The following is a 19,425-nucleotide window of genomic DNA, read 5'->3' as shown; positions in this document are numbered from 1 at the left end:
GAACACACCCATGAGTATGAATGTCGGTTCGGGAGCCAGCCCAGCTGCGGATCCGGAACCAATGATGGAAATGAACATGACACCGCTCATCGACGTGATGCTGGTGCTGATCATTATGTTGATTATTACGATTCCGAAGGCGAACCACTCGGTGAACCTGAACATGCCGGTCGGCACGCCACCGCCGCCGACGAAGGAACCGGTAGTCGTGACGATCGACGTGGACTTCGACGGTACGATCCTGTGGGATGGCCAGACCGTTCCCGATCGTGCGTCCCTGGAGCAGAAGCTGATGAACGTGGCGGCACAGGCTGATCAGCCGGAAGTGCACCTGCGTCCCAACAAGCTGGTCGCGTACAGCGCCGTGGCAGGTGTGATGGCTTCGGCCCAGCGCCTGGGCGTGACGAAGATCGGCCTGGTCGGCAACGAGCAGTTCCAGTAAGAGGATCTTCCTCTCGTGACGGACTTCCCGCCACACAAGATCGCGGTACTTCGGTACCGCGATTTTCTTAAGGGGAGCCCGGAACGCGCGGCCCGAAACTCAAGAGTACGGCTCTTTATTTTCCACGATAGGCAGGTTATCCTGCCTATTCTTGTTTTTTGATGAAAGATACCTCACTTATGTCCAAGTTCCGTCTCGCTCATCTCGGCCTGGTGATGGCCGCCATCGGTTTTACCGCAGCAGCTCCCCTGGCCGGCCTGGCGCCCGCTGCGTATGCTGCCGACACGGTACGTGCCGAAGTGGGCAAACCGCTGCAGGATGCCCAGAAGCTGCTCAGCGGCGGCAAGGCCAAGGATGCACTCAACAAGCTGAAGGAAGCCGACGCGGTCGGCAACAAGACCGAATTCGAGAAATACCAGATCGAACGCGTGCGCGCGGCCGCTGCCGCTACCGCGGGCGACAATGCCACCGCGATCAAGGCATTTGAGACGCTGATCGCGTCCGGCCGCCTGTCCGCCGCCGAGAAGCCGAAGTTCACGGAAGGCCTGGCCGGCATGTACCTGCGCGCCAAGGACTATTCGAAGGCGATCTCGACGATGCAGCAGGTGCTGAAGGACAACCCGAACAACACGCAGATGCAGCAGCTGCTGACGCAGACGTACTTCCAGTCCGGTAAGTACGCCGAAGCGGCCGCGGCCATCAAGTCGGGCAAGCAGACGGAAGAAAGCCTGCAGATGCTGGCCAATATCCAGCTGAAGCAGAACGACAAGGCCGGCTACGTGCAGACGCTGGAAAAACTGGCCGGCAGCTACCCGAAAGCCAGCTACTGGGCCGACTTGCTGAACCGCGTGCAGGGCAAGCCTGACTTCTCGCGTACGCTGGGCCTGGACGTGATGCGCCTGAAGCTGGCGCTGGGCCAGCTGACCAAGCCGTCAGAGTACATGGAAATGGCTCAGCTGGCGCTGCAAGCCGGCAACGCGCCTGAGGCGATCAAGATCATCGACCAGGGTTACAAGAAAGGCGCACTGGGCACCGGCACCGACGCGGCCCGTCATCAGCGCCTGAAGGACCTGGCGAACAAGACCCTGGCCGATAGCACGGCGAACCAGGCGACCCAGGAAGCGGAGATGATCAAGGAAAAAGACGCGGACGGCCTGTTCAACATGGGTTACGCCCTCGTCGCCGCCGGCAAGGCCGACAAAGGCATCCCGCTGATGGACCAGGCAATGAAGTTCGGCACGGCGCGTCGTCCGGAAGAGATGAAGCTGCACTACGGCATCGCCCTGTTCAACGCGGGCAAGAAGCAGCAGGCGATCAGCGCGCTGAAGGCCGTCAACGGCAAGTCCGGCGAAGCCGACCTGGCCCGCTACTGGACGCTGTACATCAACAACCCGAACATCTCCTGATAAATGGTCGCCAAACCTGCTGCGCCTTGCCAGCTTCGGCCTGCGATGCTCGTCGTACTCAAGTACGACTGCGCCTCTCAGCCGAATCTGACAACGCTCGCTACGGTTTTGCGACGATTTATGCGCTGATGGCTCGCTCCGGAAAAAGCGCCGTCCTGCCCAGCAGGCGGCGTTTTTTCTTTTTTGGAGAGAACCATTCTGATGCACTGCGGTATTTCCTCATGTGAAACCGTGAAACAGTCCGTATAATCCCTGGTTCAGGCAAAAGATCTCGATCTCTCATGAAGGTATTTCGCGGACTTCCCAACGCAGCGGCGCGCGCGCCCTGCGCCCTCACGATCGGCAATTTCGACGGCGTCCATCGCGGCCACCAGGCCTTGCTGGCCCGCGTGCGTGCCGCCGCATCGGCCATGGGACTGGAAGCCGCCGTGATGACGTTCGAACCGCATCCGCGCGAATTTTTCGCCCACAAGATGCAGGACATGTCGAAGGCGCCGCCCCGCATCGCCAACCTGCGCGACAAGCTGGCATCGCTGGAAGCGAACGGCGTCGACCGCGTGATCGTCGAACATTTCTCCGACAGCTTCGCCGCCCTCACCCCGCAGGAATTCACCGAGCGCGTGCTGGTCGACGGCCTGCACGTGAAGTGGCTGATGGTCGGCGACGACTTCTGCTACGGCGCCAAACGCGCCGGCAATGTGGCGATGCTGCAGGAGGCCGGGCGCCGCCACGGCTTCCAGGTCGAGACGTTGCCGACCGTGATGAGCGACGACACCCGCATTTCCAGTTCCGCCGTGCGTGCCGCGCTGGCGGACGGTAACTTCGGCCGCGCCCAGCGCCTGCTGGGCCACCCGTATTCGATCTCCGGCCACGTGATCCACGGCCAGAAGCTGGGCCGCACGCTGGGCTACCCGACGTTGAACCTGCGCGTGCCGCACCGCCCGGCGCTGGCCGGCATCTTCATCGTGCAGGTGCACGGGCTGGCCGACGCGCCGCTGCCGGCGGTGGCAAGCCTGGGCGTGCGCCCGACCGTCGAGGATGCGGGCCGCGTGCTGCTGGAGGTTCACGTGTTCGACTTCGCCGGCCACTGCTACGGCCGGCGCGTGAAGATCGAATTCCTGAAGAAGATCCGCGACGAGGCCAAGTTCATCGACCTGCCTACGTTGACCGCCGCGATCGACCGCGACGCCGAGGAAGCGCGCGCATACTTCCGCGAGCGCAGCGGCGCAGTCACCGCGACCGACCGAATTTGAGTGCCGGCTCTCCCCCCGACACCGACCGATTTACTCAATCAAGAATTACCATGTCCGACAACAAGCCGAAAAAGACCGAGAGCAAATACCCGGTCAACATGACTGAAACGCCGTTCCCGATGCGGGGCGACCTGGCCAAGCGGGAACCGAGCTGGGTGAAACAGTGGCAAGACAAGAAGATCTACCAGCGCATCCGCAAGGCGGCCGCGGGACGGCCGAGGTTCGTGCTGCACGACGGCCCACCGTACGCCAACGGCGACATCCACCTGGGCCACGCCGTCAACAAGATCCTGAAGGACATCGTCGTCAAGTCGCGCACGCTGGCCGGCTTCGACGCGCCGTACGTGCCGGGCTGGGACTGCCACGGCATGCCGATCGAGATCCAGATCGAAAAACAGTACGGCAAGAACCTGCCGACGGCCGAAGTGCTGACGAAGGCGCGCGCCTATGCGCTCGAGCAGATCGACCGCCAGCGCGCCGGCTTCATCCGCCTGGGCGTGCTGGGTGAGTGGGACAATCCGTACATGACGATGGCCTATCGTAACGAGGCCGACGAACTGCGCGCGCTGGGCAAGCTGCTGGAAAAAGGCTACGTCTACCGTGGCCTGAAGCCGGTGAACTGGTGCTTCGACTGCGGCTCCGCACTGGCCGAGGCGGAAGTGGAATACCAGGACAAGCGCGATCCGGCGATCGACGTCGGCTTCCCGTTCGCCGAACACGATAAACTGGCCGCCGCCTTCGGCCTGCCGGCGCTGCCCACGCAAACGGGCTTCATCAACATCTGGACGACGACGCCGTGGACGATCCCGTCGAACCAGGCGCTGAACGTGCACCCGGAAGTGACGTACGCGCTGGTCGAGACGAGCCGCGACGTGAATGGTGAAAATTCGCCGCTGCTGCTGATCCTCGCGCAGGACCTCGTCGAGGCGGCGCTGCAGCGCTACAAGCTCGAAGGCAAGGTCATCGCGACCACCAAGGGCGCGCAGCTGGAGAACATCCGCTTCAAGCACCCGCTGCATGCGCGCGACGCTTTCTACGACCGCTACTCGCCCGTCTACCTGGCCGACTACGTGACGACGGACAGCGGCACCGGTGTCGTGCACTCGGCGCCGGCGTACGGCCTGGACGACTTCATCTCGTGCCGCCAGCACGGCATGAAGGACGACGAGATCCTGACCCCGGTGATGGGTGACGGCAAATACGTGTCGTCGCTGCCGCTGTTCGGCGGCATGACGATCTGGGAAGCGTCGAAGCCGATCTGCGACGCGCTGCGCGAAGCGGGTGCGCTGTTCGAACTGAAGATGTTCGACCACAGCTACATGCACTGCTGGCGCCACAAGACGCCGATCGTCTACCGCGCCACGTCGCAGTGGTTTGCCGGCATGGACGTGCAGCCGATCGACGGCGGCTCGACCCTGCGCGAAACGGCGCTGGAAGGCATCGAGGCGACGCAGTTCTTCCCCGACTGGGGCAAGGCGCGCCTGCACGGCATGATCGCCAACCGTCCGGACTGGACGCTGTCGCGTCAGCGCCAGTGGGGTGTGCCGATGGCGTTCTTCGTGCACAAGGAAACGGGCGAGCTGCATCCCCGTACCGCCGAGCTGCTGGAACAGGTGGCGCAGCGCATCGAGAAGAACGGCATCGACGCATGGCTGACGCTCGATCCGCAGGAACTGCTGGGTGACGACGCCGCGCACTACGTGAAGAACAAGGACACGCTGGACGTGTGGTTCGACTCGGGCACGACGCACCAGACGGTGCTGCGCGGCTCGCACGCCGAACAGTCGCACTTCCCGGCCGACCTGTACCTGGAAGGCTCGGACCAGCACCGCGGCTGGTTCCACTCGTCGCTGCTGACGTCGTCGATGCTGAACGGCCGCCCGCCGTACAAGGCCCTCCTGACGCACGGCTTCACCGTCGATGGCGAAGGCAAGAAGATGTCGAAGTCGCTCGGCAATACGCTGGCACCGGACAAGATCTCGTCGACGCTGGGCGCCGACATCCTGCGCCTGTGGGTCGCCTCGACCGATTACACGGGCGAGCTGTCGATCTCGGACGAGATCCTGAAGCGCGTGACGGAGTCGTACCGCCGCCTGCGCAACACGCTGCGCTTCCTGCTCGCGAACACGTCGGACTTCGATCCGAAAACCAATGCGGTGGCGATCGACGAGCTGCTGGAAACGGACCGCTACGCGCTGGCCAACCTGGCCGCGCTGCAGGCCGTCGTGCAGAAGCACTACGACCAGTACGAGTTCCACCCGGTGGTGTCGAAGCTGCAGAACTACTGCTCGGAAGACCTGGGCGGCTTCTACCTCGACATCCTGAAGGACCGCCTGTACACGACGGCCGTCGATTCGAAGGCGCGCCGCTCGGCGCAGACGGCGCTGTGGCACATCACGCAAAGCCTGCTGCGCATGCTGGCCCCGATCCTGTCGTTCACGGTCGAGGAAGCATGGGCCGTGTTCGCAGCCGGCGACCAGTTCGCCGCCAGCGAAGAAACGATCTACACGCAGACGTGGTGGCAGCTGCCGGCCGTCGCCGATGCCGAGGCGCTGCTGGCGAAGTACGCAACCATCCTGGCCGTACGGGCCGACGTGACGAAGCAGCTGGAAGACCTGCGTGCTTCCGGGGCGATCGGCTCGTCGCTGCAGGCCGAGCTGGAAATCCGCGCCGCCGGCGACAAGTACCGCGCGCTGGCCAGCCTGGAGGACGACCTGAAGTTCGTCTTCATCACGTCGCTGGCCAAGGCCATCGAAGTGGCCGGCGCCGACGACGAGGCGGTCGCCGTGGCCGCGTCGAACGAGGCGAAGTGCGAGCGCTGCTGGCACTACCGCGCCGACGTGGGCGCGCATGCGGACCACCCGACCTTGTGCGGCCGCTGCCACAGCAACCTGTTCGGCCCGGGCGAGGTACGCAAGTACGCATAATGGTGCCGTCCCGGCGCTGACAGCATGACCCGCCGCCGCGCCCACCGGCGTGGCGGCGGCCCGGCAACCGAACACTATCCGCAATGGCAAAGAACAAGAAAACCTTCTCCACGTCGTCCTCGGGCAGCCTGACGCCCTGGCTCGGCATCGCCGCCGTCATCATCCTGCTCGACCAGCTGACGAAGATCACGATCTCGAAACTGTTCACGTACGGCGAAGAGCTGTACGTCACGAGCTTCTTCAATCTCGTCCTTGCGCACAACCGCGGCGCGGCATTCAGCTTCCTGCAGAACGAGAGCGGCTGGCAACGCTACTTCTTCACGGCGATCGGCATTGGCGCCGCGCTGTACATCGTCTACCTGCTGAAGAAGCATGCCGGCCAGCGCATGTTCTGCTGGGCCCTCGCGCTGATCCTCGGCGGCGCCGTCGGCAACGTGATCGACCGCCTGATCCACGGCCACGTGATCGACTTCCTCGATTTCCACTGGCGCAGCCTGGGCCACTTCCCGGCCTTTAACGTCGCCGACACGGCGATCTGCATCGGCGCGGCGCTGTTCATCCTCGATGAGCTGCGCCGGGTGAACCGCTAGACCCTCCCGGAGCCTGCATATGGAACTGACCGGCAAGAAGATCGTCCTCGGCCTGTCCGGCGGCGTGGCGTGCTACAAGGCGGCCGAACTGTGCCGCGGCCTGACGAAGGAAGGCGCGTCAGTGCAGGTCGTGATGACCGACGCGGCCACCCACTTCATCACGCCGGTGACGATGCAGGCGCTGTCCGGCAAGAGCGTGTTCACGGACCAGTGGGACCCGCGCGTGCCGAACAATATGGCCCACATCGACGTCACGCGCGATGCCGATGCGATCGTCATTGCGCCCTGCTCGGCCGATTTCATCCGCAAGCTGGCGCACGGCGCCTGCGATGACCTGCTGTCGACGCTGTGCGTGGCGCGGCCCCGTCATGTGCCGCTGCTGGCGGCGCCGGCGATGAACGTCGAGATGTGGACCAACCCGGCCACCCAGCGCAACGTGCAGCAGCTGCGCGAGGACGGCATCCACATCCTCGGCCCGGCCGCCGGCGCGCAAGCCTGCGGCGAAGTGGGCATGGGCCGCATGCTGGAACCGGCCGATATGCTGGAGGAAATCGTCGCCGCGTTCCAGCCGAAGGTCATGGCGGGCAAGCGCATCCTGATCACGGCCGGCCCCACGTTCGAGCCGATCGACCCGGTGCGCGGCATCACCAACCTGTCGTCCGGGAAGATGGGCTACGCGGTGGCGCGTGCCGCGCGCGAGGCCGGTGCCGAGGTCACGCTGATCTCGGGCCCGACCGCGCTGGCCACGCCGCATGGCGTGCATCGCGTGGACGTGCAGACGGCGCAGCAGATGATGGATGCGGTGAACCAGGCGATCACCGGGCAGCACGTGTTCATCGCGGTGGCCGCGGTGGCCGACTGGCGCGTCGCCAACCCCAGCACGCAGAAAGTCAAGAAGACCGAGGGCGGCACGCCGCACATCGCGTTCGAACAGAACCCTGACATCCTGGCCACGATCGCCGCGCGCACGACCCTGGCCGGCCATCCGTACTGCGTGGGCTTTGCCGCCGAATCGGAAAACCTGCTCGAATACGGCGCCGCCAAGCGCGAACGCAAGGGCATTCCCCTCCTCGTCGGGAACATCGGCCACCACACGTTCGGCCAGGACGACAACACGATCGTGCTGTTCGACGAGCAGGGCCACACGATCCTGCCGCGCGCCGACAAGCTCACGCTGGCGCGCCAGCTGATCTCCGAAATCTCCAAACGTATCAACAAACACTCGCTGTTCCAATGAAATCCATCGACGTCAAGATTCTCGACCCGCGCATGAAGGACCAGATGCCGGCCTATGCAACGCCCGGCAGCGCCGGCCTGGACCTGCGTGCCTGCATCGACGCGCCGCTCACGATCGAAGCCGGCCAGACCGTGCTGGTGCCCACCGGCCTCGCAATCCACATCGCCGATCCCGGCTACGCCGCGATGATCCTGCCGCGCAGCGGCATGGGCCACAAGAACGGCATTGTTCTGGGGAATCTGGTAGGCTTGATCGACTCCGACTACCAGGGCCAGCTGATGGTCTCGACGTGGAACCGGGGCCAGAACGCCTTCACGCTGCAGCCGATGGAGCGGCTGGCCCAGTTGATCGTCGTGCCCGTCCTGCAGGTGGCCTTTAACGTCGTGGAGGAATTCGGTGCGAGCGAACGGGGCGAAGGTGGCTTCGGCAGCACCGGCAAGCACTGAACCAGCATACCGGGAAGGATCTATGGCAGGAACCGCTGTACGAAGCACCTCATCACACCACGGCGCGAACCACGGCGCGAACCACGGCGCAAACCACGGCGCCATCGCTCGCAGCGCGCCGTCGGCCCTGGCCGCACTGGCGGTCGCCGCACTGCTGTCGGCCTGCGCCACCACCGCTCCCCCTCCCGCTCCGCCCGTTGCAGTCCAGCCGCCGCCGCCCGAAGCGCCGCTGGTCACGCCGCGCATGCTGGCTGCCCGCGAAACGCTGCAGACGATGGCGGCCCTGCAGGACCGGCTGTACCGCGTCGCCGCGCCGCTGCTGATCAATAACGTGGAGCTGTGCCGCACGCAGGCGCGCGGCCTGCTGGGCTTCACGGCCAAGAACAAATGGTCCTACCCGGGCGAGTACGCGGATGCCGCGGCGGCCGTGCTGGGATACGACGATACGCTGCAGGTGTCCGGCGTGCTGGCCGGCAGCGGCGCCGCGCGGGCCGGCCTGCGCAAGGGCGACGACCTGATCGCCGCCGACGGCCGGCAGCTGCCGACCGGCCGTGGTGCCGAGACGCAGGCGGCGGCCGTATTCGGGCCGCTCGTCTCGAGCCGCTCGCAGCTGTCGATGACCATCTCCCGCAACGGCACTACGCAGGTGCTGAAAGTGCCCGTCACGCGCGCCTGCGCGATCCGCGTCGACCTGGGCAACGCGGACAATATCAATTCCTACGCCGACGGCGGCCGCGTCGCCGTCACGCGCGGCATGATCAACTTCGCCCGCAGCGACGAGGCCATCGCCTACGTGCTGGCGAAGGATATCGCGCACACGGTGCTGGGCCACCCGGTCTCGCTGCGCAATACGGGATCGATCGCATCGATCATCGACAACGTGTCGCGCGTGCAGCCTGACCAGTCGCTGCTGATCGGCAGTGGCGGCGTCAAGCCCGTGCCGGGCGAGATGGAAGTGGCGGCGGACACGCTGGCGCTGTACATGCTGGCCCGTGCCGGCTACGGCATCGAGCGCTACAAGAGCTTCTGGCAGCGCCTCGCCGCGCAGTATCCGTCGACGGTGCTGAACGGCTATATGGCCGTGCACCCGAACCTGGCACCGCGGCTGGCGGCGATCGATCGCACAGTGGCTGAGGTAAAGGCCAAGCAGGCGAAGAACAAGGCGCTGGTGCCATGATCCGCGTTGCCGCCCTGTTCCTGTGCGCGCTGCCGCTGGCCGCGCATGCCGCATGGACCAAGGCCGGCACCACGCGCGACAGCGCCGTGTACATCGACAAGGCGTCGATCAGGAAGGCCGACAACGGCAAGCGGGCCATCACGCTGGAATCGTTCCGCAAGCCGCAGACGGCGCCGGACGGCAAGCAATACCTGTCGGTGAAGGCGCAGCACCTGTACGACTGTACTGAGCGCAGCGTGACGCTGCTGTCGCAGACGTTCTACCCGGAAGCGATGGGCAAGGGCGAGGCCGTCGGTACCTACAAGTTCGAAGCGTTCGACGCCGAGGTGGTGGACACCGGCAGCCGCTATGCGCGCGCAATGGCAGCGGTCTGCGGCAAGGCGCCGGCGGCGAAACCGGCGCCGTAGTATAGTCCGGCCATGGACAGCATCGATCTCGAAGTTCTGAAGACGTCCGCCGCGTGGATCGCGACTGGACACCGCTGCGAACTCGTCACCGTCGTCAAGACGTGGGGTTCGAGCCCGCGGCCCGTCGGTGCGCTGCTGGCGGTCTGCGACGACGGCCGCGTCGTCGGTTCCGTCTCGGGCGGCTGCATCGAGGACGACCTGATCGACCGGGTACGCCAGCACGGCATCACGCGCACGTTGCCCGAGGTGGTCAGCTACGGCATCACGGCGGACGAGGCGCACCGCTTCGGCCTGCCCTGCGGCGGCACGATCGAGCTGGCGATCGAACCGCTGGGCCCCCACAGCGGCATCGACGAATTGCTGCGCCGGCTGGAACAGCACCAGCTGGTCGAGCGCCGTGTCGACCTGAAGACGGGCGCCATCACCCTGGACAAGGCGGTGGCCGGCAGCGTGCTGACGTTGACCGACGAGCACTTCATCACGCAGCACGGGCCGCGCTGGCGCCTGTTGATCATCGGCGCCGGCCAGCTGTCGCGCTTCGTCGCGCAGATCGCCACGGCGATGGACTACCACGTGACCGTCTGCGATCCGCGCGAGGAATACCGCGCCGGCTGGACGCTGCCCGACGTGCAGCTGGTGCACGCGATGCCGGACGACCTGGTGATCGAAATGAAGCTGGACCGCCGCAGCGCCGTGGTCGCGCTGACGCACGACCCGAAGCTGGACGACCTGGCGCTGATGGAAGCGCTGAAGTCGGACGCGTTCTACGTCGGTGCGATCGGCTCGCGCGCCAACAACGCCAAGCGGCGCGAGCGGCTGCTGCAGTTCGACGTGACGGAAGAACAGCTGGCGCGGCTGCACGGCCCCGTCGGCCTGTACATCGGCAGCAAGACGCCGGCCGAAATCGCGATCTCGATCCTGGCCGAAATGACGGCAGTGAAAAACGGCGTGCCCCAGTCGCTGCAGGTCAACCACGCCGCCGCGCTGGAAGCCCCCGGCACGGCCAGCTGCGCCGTCTGAATTCAACCGCAAGAACCGGCAAGCAAGGACGCGCGCAATGCGCGACAATGTCCAGCCCGTGTCCATTTCCGCAACTTAGCGGGTCAAAATAGGACACGGGCTCAGCCATAAGAAGAAACTTGCCATGTCCACTGCCAACCTGTTCCGCCTGATCCTGCTGGCCGCCATCTGGGGTGGTTCGTTCCTGTTCATGCGCATTGCCGCGCCCGTGCTGGGGCCGGGGGTGCTGATCGAGTATCGCGTGCTGTTTGCCGCGCTGTTCCTCGCCGCGATTGCGCTGCTGTTGAAGAAGCCGCTGGGCTGGCGGGAGCATTGGAAACACTACCTCGTGTTGGGCATCTTTAACGCGGCGCTGCCTTTCCTGCTGTTCGCCTGGGCGGCGCGGACCCTGTCGGCTTCCGTGCTGTCCGTGCTCAATGCCACGGCGCCCATGTGGGGGGCGCTGATCGGTGCCGTGTGGCAGCGCCAGATGATCAGTGGCCGCGTGCTGGCAGGCCTCGTGCTGGGCACCGCCGGCGTCGCGCTGCTGGTCGGCTTCGACCACGTCAGTTCGCGTGACGGCGCCGGGCTGGCGATCGCGGCGGCGCTGTTCGCCGCCTTTAACTACGGCATCGCCAGCACGTATGCGAAGGCCGCGCCCAGCGTCGAGCCGTTCGCGAATGCGCACGGCAGCATGTGGGCCGCGACACTGCTGACGCTGCCGTCGCTGCTGGTGTTTCCCGCGCCTGCCCCCGCCACGCCCGGCGCGCTGGCCGCGGCGCTCGCCCTGGGCGTGCTCTGCAGTGGCGTCGCCTACCTGCTGTACTACGGCCTGATCCGCGACGTCGGAGCGACGTCGGCACTGACCGTCACCTTCCTCAACCCGCTGTTCGGCATCCTGTGGGGCGCGCTGTTCCTGCACGAGGTCGTGGGCTGGTACACCATTGCCGGTGCCGCCATCGTCATCGCCGGCACCGCGCTCGTCACCGGCTACCGGCCGCCGTTCAGCCTGCGCAAGGCGAAAGCGGCATGAAGCTCGGGTTCACGCTGCCCCTGCCGCCGGGCTACCGCGTCCAGGACGTGTTGAAGTTTCATCGGCGCGACGCGGAAAGCATCGCCGAGGAAGTGGGTGCGGATATGCTGCGCAAGGGCGTGATGCTGGATGGCGTACCCGTCGTGCTCGCGGTGCACCTGAGCCCGGACGCGGCCGACTGCACGGCCGACATCGACCGCGATACCGCCCTGCCCGCCTGCCTGGAAGAGCACGCCATGCACGCGACGCGCAGCATCCTGGGCCTGCATCTGGACCCGGCGCCGTTCTGCGCGGCGGTGGCGGACGACCCGCTGCTCGGCCCCGTCGTGCGCCGCCAGGGCTTGCTGCGCATCGTGCAATCGGCCACCGTGTTCGAGGCGTTGACATGGGCGATCATCGGCCAGCAGATCAACCTGCCGTTCGCCATCGCGCTGCGCCGCACGTTCATCCTGCAGGCAGGACACCGCCACAGCAGCGGCCTGTGGTGCTACCCGGAAGCGGCGGACGCGGCCCGGCTCGCCGTTGACGACCTGACCAGCCGCAAGTTCTCGCGCGCGAAGGCCGAGACCTTGCTCCGCTTCGCCGGCCTCGTCGCCGGCGGCACGCTGGACCTGGAACCTGGCCCCGGCAATACCATCGACGACATCGGCCGGCGTCTGCTGGCCGTCAAGGGCATCGGCCCGTGGACCGTCAACTACGGCTTGCTGCGCGGCTATGGCCACGCCGATTGCTCGCTGCATGGCGACGTCGCCGTGCGCGCCGCGCTGCAAAAACTGCTGGGCGAGGACAGCAAGCCGGACATCCCCCGCACCGAACAGATCTTGCAACAGTACCAACCGCACCGTACGATGGCCGCCGCGCACCTGTGGGCGAGCCTCGCTCCCCCCGATTGATACCGCTTGACCCTCACGCAACGTCAGGCTGCACAGTGTCTTTACCGAACGAGGAGCTTGACGATGCTGAAGATAGGACAACTGGCGAAACACGCGGGCCTCACGGTCCGCACGCTGCACCACTACGACGACATCGGCCTGCTCCGGCCTTCGGTCCGTACCGATGCCGGCTACCGGCTCTACGGCCGGGACGACGTGGCACGCCTGCACCAGATCCAGGCCCTGCGCCAGCTCGGCATGCCGCTGGCCGACATCGGTTCCTTCCTGGCCCATTCCGGCACCCCCGCCCTCGCCATCGTCGAGCGTCAACTGGCCGCACTCGACCGCCAGATCGACGAGGCGGCGCGCATGCGCACGCAATTGCAGCACCTGCATGCGCGCCTGTCACGGGGCGAGCAGCCGGAGTTGGCCGAATGGCTGACCACACTGGAGCAGATGAAAATGTACGACAAATATTTTTCGAAAGAAGAGCTGAACGAGCTCGCGTTTTATCACGACGAGAAAGCCCGCGCCGAATGGCAGGAACTGGTGGCCCACGTGGCGCATCTGATGGAACGCGGCATACAGCCGGCCAGCGCCGAAGCGAAAGAAGCCGGCAAGCGCTGGCTGGACATGCTGAAACGGGATACGGCCGGCAATTCGAATCTGATCGTCAAACTCGACTTGATGCATGAGCAGGAACCGGCGCTGCGTCAGACTTCCGGAATCACGCCTGAATTAAAGACTTTTATCGGCGAGGTGATCGGCGAAATCAAATATGACGCTTACGCGGCGCACTTGCTGCCGGCCGAAATGGAGAAAATGCGGCAGCACCACCGCACCCGCGGCAAGGAATGGTTCCCGTTATTTGCGGCGATCGCGAAGCAAATGCGCGACGATCCTGACGGTATTGCCGAGGAATCGCGCCGGCTCGCGAAACTGAAACAGGAGCTGTTCGAGGACATGGTCGGCAACCACCCCGATACGGTGGCGCGCTTTCGTGCCGCGCTGGCGAATGAACCCGTGTTGTACGTCGGCCAGGAGATGGTCGAATGGCTGCGCCGGGTGGCCGGCCAGCGCTGACGCGACGCACTGCGGTTCCGCGCGCCCGATTCATGCCGATTACTGGCGTGTTCGCGCCAGCAATCGGCACGGCGGGCGCATTTCCGTTGCCGGACCGATCAGAAGACGGGCTGCCTTCCCGATATCAGTAAGGGACGGGGCAATTGCCCGCCCGCGGCTGCGACCCTTGCGCACGGCCGTCGATCTGGCGTGGATCAGGATAAAACAGGCAATAGGTACCGAATGCCGTCGTGATCTGGTAAATCTTCTTGGGGTCGTTCGGCGCGCTGAACAGCTCGATCCGCGCGGCCTCATACCATTTCGGCGGCACCGCCAGTTTCGCTTCCGTAAATGCCCGGTTCAATATCGCCTGCATTGAACCGGTGACGGGGCCATATTGCTGGTTTTCCCCTGCCGGGCGCGCCGCCTTATCGGCCTGCCCCGCCTGTTTCACGAGGGCGCCGACGTCGAATTTCTGCGGAGTATTGAATGGGTCTTCGGCAGGCGCCGCGATCACCGGTTCCGCAACGCGCGGTTGCGGTAATGCAGGCGACGCCGGTGGCGCGGGGCGCACAGCGGTTTTCCCGGCGGACACCGCTGTTGGACGCTCGGCGGGAACAGGTTTTATCTTGGGCGCTGGCGGTTGAATGAAAACCAGCTCGCCGACACGGGGCGCCACCAGCGGCAGCACGACTGTCTGACGTAGCAGCGCCGCCAACAATATCGCGTGGATCAGCAGTGCGGCAATCACGCCGATGGCTCGGCCACGCGAAGCGACTCTCATCATGCGAGTAACTTGCCAAAAAGAAAATGCAAGTATATCCGCGCTGCGAATGACTCAGGCAATAAAATACATAGGCAATAACAGAGAGCCAATAAAAAAACCGCCGGGGCAATGCCGCCGGCGGTTTTCTGGAATTCTGGTTGCGGGGACAGGATTTGAACCTGTGACCTTCGGGTTATGAGCCCGACGAGCTGCCAGACTGCTCCACCCCGCGTCTGATGAAATGAATTATACGCCCCCTGTCACAATTAGGCAATATTTATCCTCGTTTTCCGCACGATAGGGCCGATAAATGCGTCAGCAGCAACGTGGCGCCAGTTCCGCGCGCCCCGTCAAACGGTGTAAAGTAGTCGCACGATCACGACTTTGACACTGTATGAAATTCTGTTCCGAATGCGCCCACCCGGTCGAGCTGATGGTCCCCGCCGGGGACAACCGTCCCCGCTACGTGTGCGTCCATTGCGAAACCATCCACTACCAGAACCCGAAGATGGTGATCGGGTCGATTCCCGTGTGGGAGTGCGACGGCGAGCTGCAGGTACTGCTGTGCAAGCGGGCGATCGAACCACGCTACGGCTACTGGACGCTGCCGGCAGGTTTCATGGAAAACAATGAGACGACGGCTGATGCGGCCCGGCGCGAGACGGAAGAGGAAGCCGGCGCCAACATCGAGCTGGGCGACCTGTTCGCGCTGCTCAACGTGGCGCACGTCCACCAGGTGCACATGTTTTACCTGGCCACGCTGCGCGACCTGGACTTTGCCCCGGGCGAGGAGAGCCTGGACGTGCAAATGTTCCGCGAAAGGGAGATTCCCTGGGACGAGCTTGCCTTCCCGACGATCCGCACGACCCTCGAATTCTTTTTTGCCGACCGCGCCCGCATGCGCGCTGGCGGCGGTTACGGCTTCCATACGCAGGACATCACCCGGCCGATGCGCGTCGACTCATGATTCCCTGGCTCGGCGTGCACACGCCCTTCCCTGACGTTTCCGAAGCGCTCACGACCGAAGCCCCCGGCTTGCTGGCGGCGGGCGGCGACCTGTCCCCCGAGCGCTTGCTGGCCGCTTACCAGCGCGGCATCTTTCCGTGGTTTTCCGAGGGACAGCCGATCCTGTGGTGGAGCACCGACCCGCGCATGGTGCTGCATACGGACGAGTTCAAGATTTCCGCCAGCCTGAAAAAGACGTTGAAGAAGGTCGAGAAAAGCGCCCGCACGGACGGACACTGGCAGGTGCGCTTCGACAGCGCCTTCGAGCGGGTGATGCGCGCCTGCGCCGCGCCGCGCCGCGACGGCCCCGGCACGTGGATCTCGGAAGACATCATCCGCGGCTACACGGGCCTGTTCAAGCTGGGATTCGCGCATTCGTCGGAAGTGTGGCTCGATGGCGAGCTGGTGGGCGGCGCATACGGCGTCTCGATCGGCCAGATGTTTTACGGGGAATCGATGTTTGCCCGCGTGCCGGACGCATCCAAGGTGGCACTGGCGTATCTCGTGCATTTCCTGAAACTGCACGGCGTGCAGATGATCGACTGCCAACAGGAGACGGGCCATCTGGCGTCGCTGGGCGCCCGTCCGATTCCCCGCGGCGCCTTTCTCGAGCACCTGAAACGGGCCATCGCGAAACCCCGCATCCGCGAGTGGCAGCCGATACCGCCCGTGGTTGCAGGCAGCTGACGTTTTTCTTTAGTGGCGCCACGCACACATGGCGGGTGGCGAACGCGCTATGATGTCAGCAACCACCGTGCAACCGCTAACCGATGACAGGTTTTGCATGACGCAGCTGAACGACCTTCCCTTTGCCGCCCTCCAGTTCTACACGACTGCGCCCTACCCCTGCAGTTACCTGGATACGCGCCAGGCCCGCTCACAGGTCGCGACGCCGTCGCACCTGATCAACGCGGATGTGTATTCCGAACTGGTGCGCAACGGCTTCCGCCGCAGCGGCATCTTCACGTACCGGCCGTATTGCGACGGTTGCCAGGCATGCATCCCGGTGCGCGTTGTCGCGGATGCGTTCGCCCCCACGCGGGGCCAGCGCCGCGCCTGGGCCCGCCATGAAAACTTGCGCACGGGCGTCGCGACGCTGTCCTTCTCCGACGAGCACTACGCGCTGTACCTGCGCTACCAGAGCACCCGGCACGCCGGCGGCGGCATGGACCAGGACAGCCGCGACCAGTATGCGCAGTTCCTGCTGCAAAGCCGCGTCAACACGCGCCTCGTCGAGTTCCGCGAGCCGGACGGCACGCTGCGCATGGTGTCGATCATCGACGTGTTGTCCGACGGCCTGTCGTCCGTCTACACGTTCTTCGACCCGGACGTGCCGGGCGCCTCGTTCGGCACCTACAACGTGATGTGGCAGATCGCCCAGGCCCGCGAGCTGGGCCTGCCCTACGTCTACCTGGGCTACTGGATCGAGGAAAGCCCGAAGATGAGCTACAAGATCAAGTTCCAGCCGCTGGAAGCCCGGCGCAAGGGCGTCTGGGCCGTAATGGCTCGAATGGATTGACCGGCAAGGTAGAATAGCGGCGAATTCACCCGCCGTTTCTTCTCATGTCCGACAAATTCCTGTATTCCCTCGCGCGTCCGGCGCTGTTCTCGATGGACGCGGAAACCGCGCACCATTTCACCCTCGACAACCTGAAACGCCTCTCGAAGCTGGGCCTGCTGCGGGCGATCGTACGCGCGCCGAAGCCCGATCCGCGCACCGTGATGGGCCTGCTGTTCAAGAATCCTGTCGGCCTGGCCGCGGGGCTGGACAAGGACGGCGCCTACATCGACGCGCTGGCGGACCTGGGCTTCGGCTCCATCGAAGTGGGCACCGTGACGCCGCGCGCCCAGCCGGGCAACCCGAAGCCGCGCATGTTCCGTCTGCCGGCGGCGCACGGCATCATCAACCGGATGGGCTTCAACAACGGCGGCGTTGACGCGTTTGTCGCGAACGTGCAGTCGTCGCGCTTCTACCAGAAGAAGGAAGGTGTGCTGGGCCTGAACATCGGCAAGAACGCGGATACGCCGATCGAACGCGCGGCCGACGACTACCTGCACTGCCTGCAGAAGGTCTATCCGTACGCGAGCTACGTGACGGTGAATATCTCGTCGCCGAACACGAAGAACTTGCGCCAGCTGCAGGGCGGCTCGGAACTGGACGGCTTGCTGGCGCAGCTGAAGGATGCGCAGCAGCGCCTGGCGGACCAGCACAAGCGCTACGTGCCGCTGGCCCTGAAGATCGCGCCGGACATGGATGAAGACCAGGTCAAGAACATCGCCGACGCGCTGGTGCGCCACCGCATCGATGCCGTGATCGCCACCAACACGACGCTGTCGCGCACCGCCGTCGAAGGCATGCAGCACGGCGCCGAGGCGGGCGGCCTGTCCGGTGCTCCCGTGTTCGAACCGTCGAACCGCGTGATCCGCCTGCTGAAGGCGGAGCTGGGCGATGCGCTGCCGATCATCGGCGTCGGCGGCATCATGCGCGGCCCGGACGCGAAGGCGAAGATCGACGCCGGCGCGCAGCTGGTGCAGCTGTACAGCGGCTTGATCTACGCGGGCCCGGCACTGGTGCGCGACTGCGCGGACGCGCTGCGCGGCTGAAGGAGCGGCCATGGACAAGATCAAACTGGGCCGCACCGACGTCGACGTCACGCGCATCTGCCTGGGCACGATGACGTGGGGCCGGCAGAACAGCGAAAGCGATGCGCACAGCCAGCTCGATTACGCGCTGGAGCGGGGCATCAACTTCATCGACACGGCCGAGATGTATCCGGTCATGCCGAGCCCGGAGACGCAGGGCTCCACCGAACGCTACATCGGCACGTGGCTGAAGAAGACGGGCCGGCGCGCCGACGTCGTGCTGGCGACGAAGGCTGCCGGGCCGAACCCGAACATCCACTGGATCCGCGGCGGTGCGCAGGACTTCGACGAGAAGAACCTGCGCGCGGCAGTCGAGACGAGCCTCGCGCGGCTGCAGACGGACTACATCGACCTGTACCAGCTGCACTGGCCAAGCCGCAACGTGCCGATCTTCGGCGCGCAGGCGTTCGACCCGGCCAAGGAGCGGGCATCGGTGGCGATCGAGGACACGCTGGCCGCGCTGGGCAAGCTGGTCGACGAAGGCAAGATCCGCCACATCGGCGTGTCCAACGAATCGTCGTGGGGCGTCTGCGAATTCGTCAAGCAGGCCGAGATGAAGGGGTTGCCGCGCATCGCGACGATCCAGAACCTGTACAACCTGACGGCGCGCCATTACGAGACGAGCTTCCTGGACGAGACGTGCATGCGCGAAGACGTCAGCCTGCTCGCCTACAGCCCCCTCGCCTTCGGCCAGCTGACGGCGAAGTACCTGGACGATCCGCAGGCGCATGGCCGCCTGACGATCTACCCGCCGACGTGGAGCCCGCGCTACCTGCGCCCCGGCGTGCTGGCCGCCGTCGCCCGGTATGCCAAGCTGGCGCGCGACAACGGCATGACGCCCGCGCAGATGGCGCTGGCCTGGTGCTACTCGCGCTGGTTCGTCGCCTCGACGATCATCGGCGCGACGACGCTGGCACAGCTGCGGGAAAACATCGACGCGTACACGGTGAAGCTGCCGCGGCACGTGCTCGAAGAGATCGACGCGATTCATGCGAGCTTGCCGAATCCGGGGCAGTGATGGCTCCGTTAGCGGGCCGCAGACGCTGTTAACCCCAACGGCAAAGGCCGGGGTCAGGGAGGAGTGCCTGCCTGCAGGCAGGCACCGCTACGCAGGCGTGGAGCATGCTCCACGAAACCCCTGCTCCGCCCCGCCGGGTCTG

Annotated in this window: 19 protein-coding genes and 1 tRNA gene; 18 read left to right on the top strand and 2 right to left on the bottom strand. The window is 65.3% G+C overall.

What is annotated here, in order from left to right:
• Nucleotides 1–10: 10 nt before the first annotated feature.
• The 13 genes from IP92_RS12270 to IP92_RS12210 all read left to right on the top strand — a co-directional run bounded on the left by IP92_RS12270 (nt 11) and on the right by IP92_RS12210 (nt 13,872).
• Nucleotides 11–442, top strand: coding sequence for an ExbD/TolR family protein (locus IP92_RS12270; RefSeq protein WP_199271927.1), 432 nt, complete (start codon nt 11–13; stop codon nt 440–442).
• A 179-nt stretch (nt 443–621) separates the two neighbouring features.
• The gene (locus IP92_RS12265; RefSeq protein WP_229418741.1) at nt 622–1,848 is read left to right on the top strand and encodes a tetratricopeptide repeat protein; all 1,227 of its coding nucleotides are present in this window, start codon (nt 622–624) and stop codon (nt 1,846–1,848) included.
• A 281-nt stretch (nt 1,849–2,129) separates the two neighbouring features.
• The gene (locus IP92_RS12260; protein WP_145875145.1) at nt 2,130–3,101 is read left to right on the top strand and encodes a bifunctional riboflavin kinase/FAD synthetase; all 972 of its coding nucleotides are present in this window, start codon (nt 2,130–2,132) and stop codon (nt 3,099–3,101) included.
• 50 nt (nt 3,102–3,151) lie between these two features.
• Nucleotides 3,152–6,028, top strand: a complete 2,877-nt coding sequence (gene ileS, locus IP92_RS12255; protein WP_145875142.1) for an isoleucine--tRNA ligase — start codon at nt 3,152–3,154, stop codon at nt 6,026–6,028.
• Between the two features lie 83 nt (nt 6,029–6,111).
• Entirely contained in the window at nt 6,112–6,618 is a 507-nt protein-coding gene (lspA, locus tag IP92_RS12250; protein ID WP_145875140.1) for a signal peptidase II, read from the top strand.
• A gap of 19 nt (nt 6,619–6,637) precedes the next feature.
• Entirely contained in the window at nt 6,638–7,855 is a 1,218-nt protein-coding gene (coaBC, locus tag IP92_RS12245) for a bifunctional phosphopantothenoylcysteine decarboxylase/phosphopantothenate--cysteine ligase CoaBC (RefSeq protein WP_145875138.1), read from the top strand.
• Complete coding sequence (dut, locus tag IP92_RS12240) at nt 7,852–8,301, top strand: dUTP diphosphatase (protein ID WP_145875136.1); 450 nt, start codon at nt 7,852–7,854, stop codon at nt 8,299–8,301. The genes coaBC and dut overlap by 4 nt, the downstream gene beginning before the upstream one ends.
• A gap of 22 nt (nt 8,302–8,323) precedes the next feature.
• Nucleotides 8,324–9,478 carry a M48 family metallopeptidase gene (locus IP92_RS12235; RefSeq protein WP_145875134.1) on the top strand — a complete coding sequence of 385 codons (1,155 nt, stop codon included), beginning with the start codon at nt 8,324–8,326 and terminating at the stop codon, nt 9,476–9,478.
• Entirely contained in the window at nt 9,475–9,885 is a 411-nt protein-coding gene (locus tag IP92_RS12230; RefSeq protein WP_145875131.1) for a surface-adhesin E family protein, read from the top strand. The genes IP92_RS12235 and IP92_RS12230 overlap by 4 nt, the downstream gene beginning before the upstream one ends.
• A gap of 12 nt (nt 9,886–9,897) precedes the next feature.
• Nucleotides 9,898–10,905 carry an XdhC family protein gene (locus IP92_RS12225; protein ID WP_145875128.1) on the top strand — a complete coding sequence of 336 codons (1,008 nt, stop codon included), beginning with the start codon at nt 9,898–9,900 and terminating at the stop codon, nt 10,903–10,905.
• A 124-nt stretch (nt 10,906–11,029) separates the two neighbouring features.
• A complete protein-coding gene (locus IP92_RS12220; RefSeq protein WP_145875125.1) occupies nt 11,030–11,917 on the top strand; it encodes a DMT family transporter in 888 nt (295 codons plus the stop codon).
• The gene (locus tag IP92_RS12215; RefSeq protein WP_145875123.1) at nt 11,914–12,810 is read left to right on the top strand and encodes a DNA-3-methyladenine glycosylase family protein; all 897 of its coding nucleotides are present in this window, start codon (nt 11,914–11,916) and stop codon (nt 12,808–12,810) included. Before IP92_RS12220 ends, IP92_RS12215 begins: the two co-directional genes overlap by 4 nt.
• Nucleotides 12,811–12,816: 6 nt before the next feature.
• Nucleotides 12,817–13,872, top strand: a complete 1,056-nt coding sequence (locus tag IP92_RS12210; protein WP_145875121.1) for a MerR family transcriptional regulator — start codon at nt 12,817–12,819, stop codon at nt 13,870–13,872.
• Between the two features lie 124 nt (nt 13,873–13,996).
• Here IP92_RS12210 and IP92_RS12205 read toward each other — a convergent pair whose 3' ends face one another.
• Together IP92_RS12205 and IP92_RS12200 are read right to left on the bottom strand one after the other, a co-directional pair.
• Nucleotides 13,997–14,638: a hypothetical protein gene (locus IP92_RS12205; RefSeq protein WP_145875119.1), complete on the bottom strand. Its 642-nt coding sequence runs from the start codon at nt 14,636–14,638 to the stop codon at nt 13,997–13,999.
• Nucleotides 14,639–14,772: 134 nt separating this feature from the next.
• A tRNA-Met gene (locus IP92_RS12200) sits at nt 14,773–14,849 on the bottom strand.
• A gap of 162 nt (nt 14,850–15,011) precedes the next feature.
• On the opposite strand from IP92_RS12200, the gene IP92_RS12195 reads away from it, so the two are divergent.
• The 5 genes from IP92_RS12195 to IP92_RS12175 all read left to right on the top strand — a co-directional run bounded on the left by IP92_RS12195 (nt 15,012) and on the right by IP92_RS12175 (nt 19,283).
• Nucleotides 15,012–15,584: an NUDIX hydrolase gene (locus tag IP92_RS12195; RefSeq protein WP_145875117.1), complete on the top strand. Its 573-nt coding sequence runs from the start codon at nt 15,012–15,014 to the stop codon at nt 15,582–15,584.
• Nucleotides 15,581–16,309, top strand: coding sequence for a leucyl/phenylalanyl-tRNA--protein transferase (aat, locus tag IP92_RS12190; RefSeq protein WP_145875115.1), 729 nt, complete (start codon nt 15,581–15,583; stop codon nt 16,307–16,309). Before IP92_RS12195 ends, aat begins: the two co-directional genes overlap by 4 nt.
• A gap of 97 nt (nt 16,310–16,406) precedes the next feature.
• Nucleotides 16,407–17,141: an arginyltransferase gene (locus IP92_RS12185; protein WP_145875113.1), complete on the top strand. Its 735-nt coding sequence runs from the start codon at nt 16,407–16,409 to the stop codon at nt 17,139–17,141.
• Nucleotides 17,142–17,185: 44 nt separating this feature from the next.
• On the top strand, nt 17,186–18,226 hold the full coding sequence (locus tag IP92_RS12180) for a quinone-dependent dihydroorotate dehydrogenase (RefSeq protein ID WP_145875111.1): 1,041 nt from the start codon (nt 17,186–17,188) through the stop codon (nt 18,224–18,226).
• A gap of 10 nt (nt 18,227–18,236) precedes the next feature.
• On the top strand, nt 18,237–19,283 hold the full coding sequence (locus IP92_RS12175) for an aldo/keto reductase (protein ID WP_145875109.1): 1,047 nt from the start codon (nt 18,237–18,239) through the stop codon (nt 19,281–19,283).
• The last annotated feature ends 142 nt before the right edge of the window (nt 19,284–19,425 follow it).

This window comes from Pseudoduganella flava (assembly GCF_007830495.1).
Taxonomy (GTDB): Bacteria; Pseudomonadota; Gammaproteobacteria; order Burkholderiales; family Burkholderiaceae_D; genus Rugamonas; species Rugamonas flava.
Note: the sequence above shows the minus strand (reverse complement) of the source record. Positions and strands in the feature narration are given on the sequence as shown.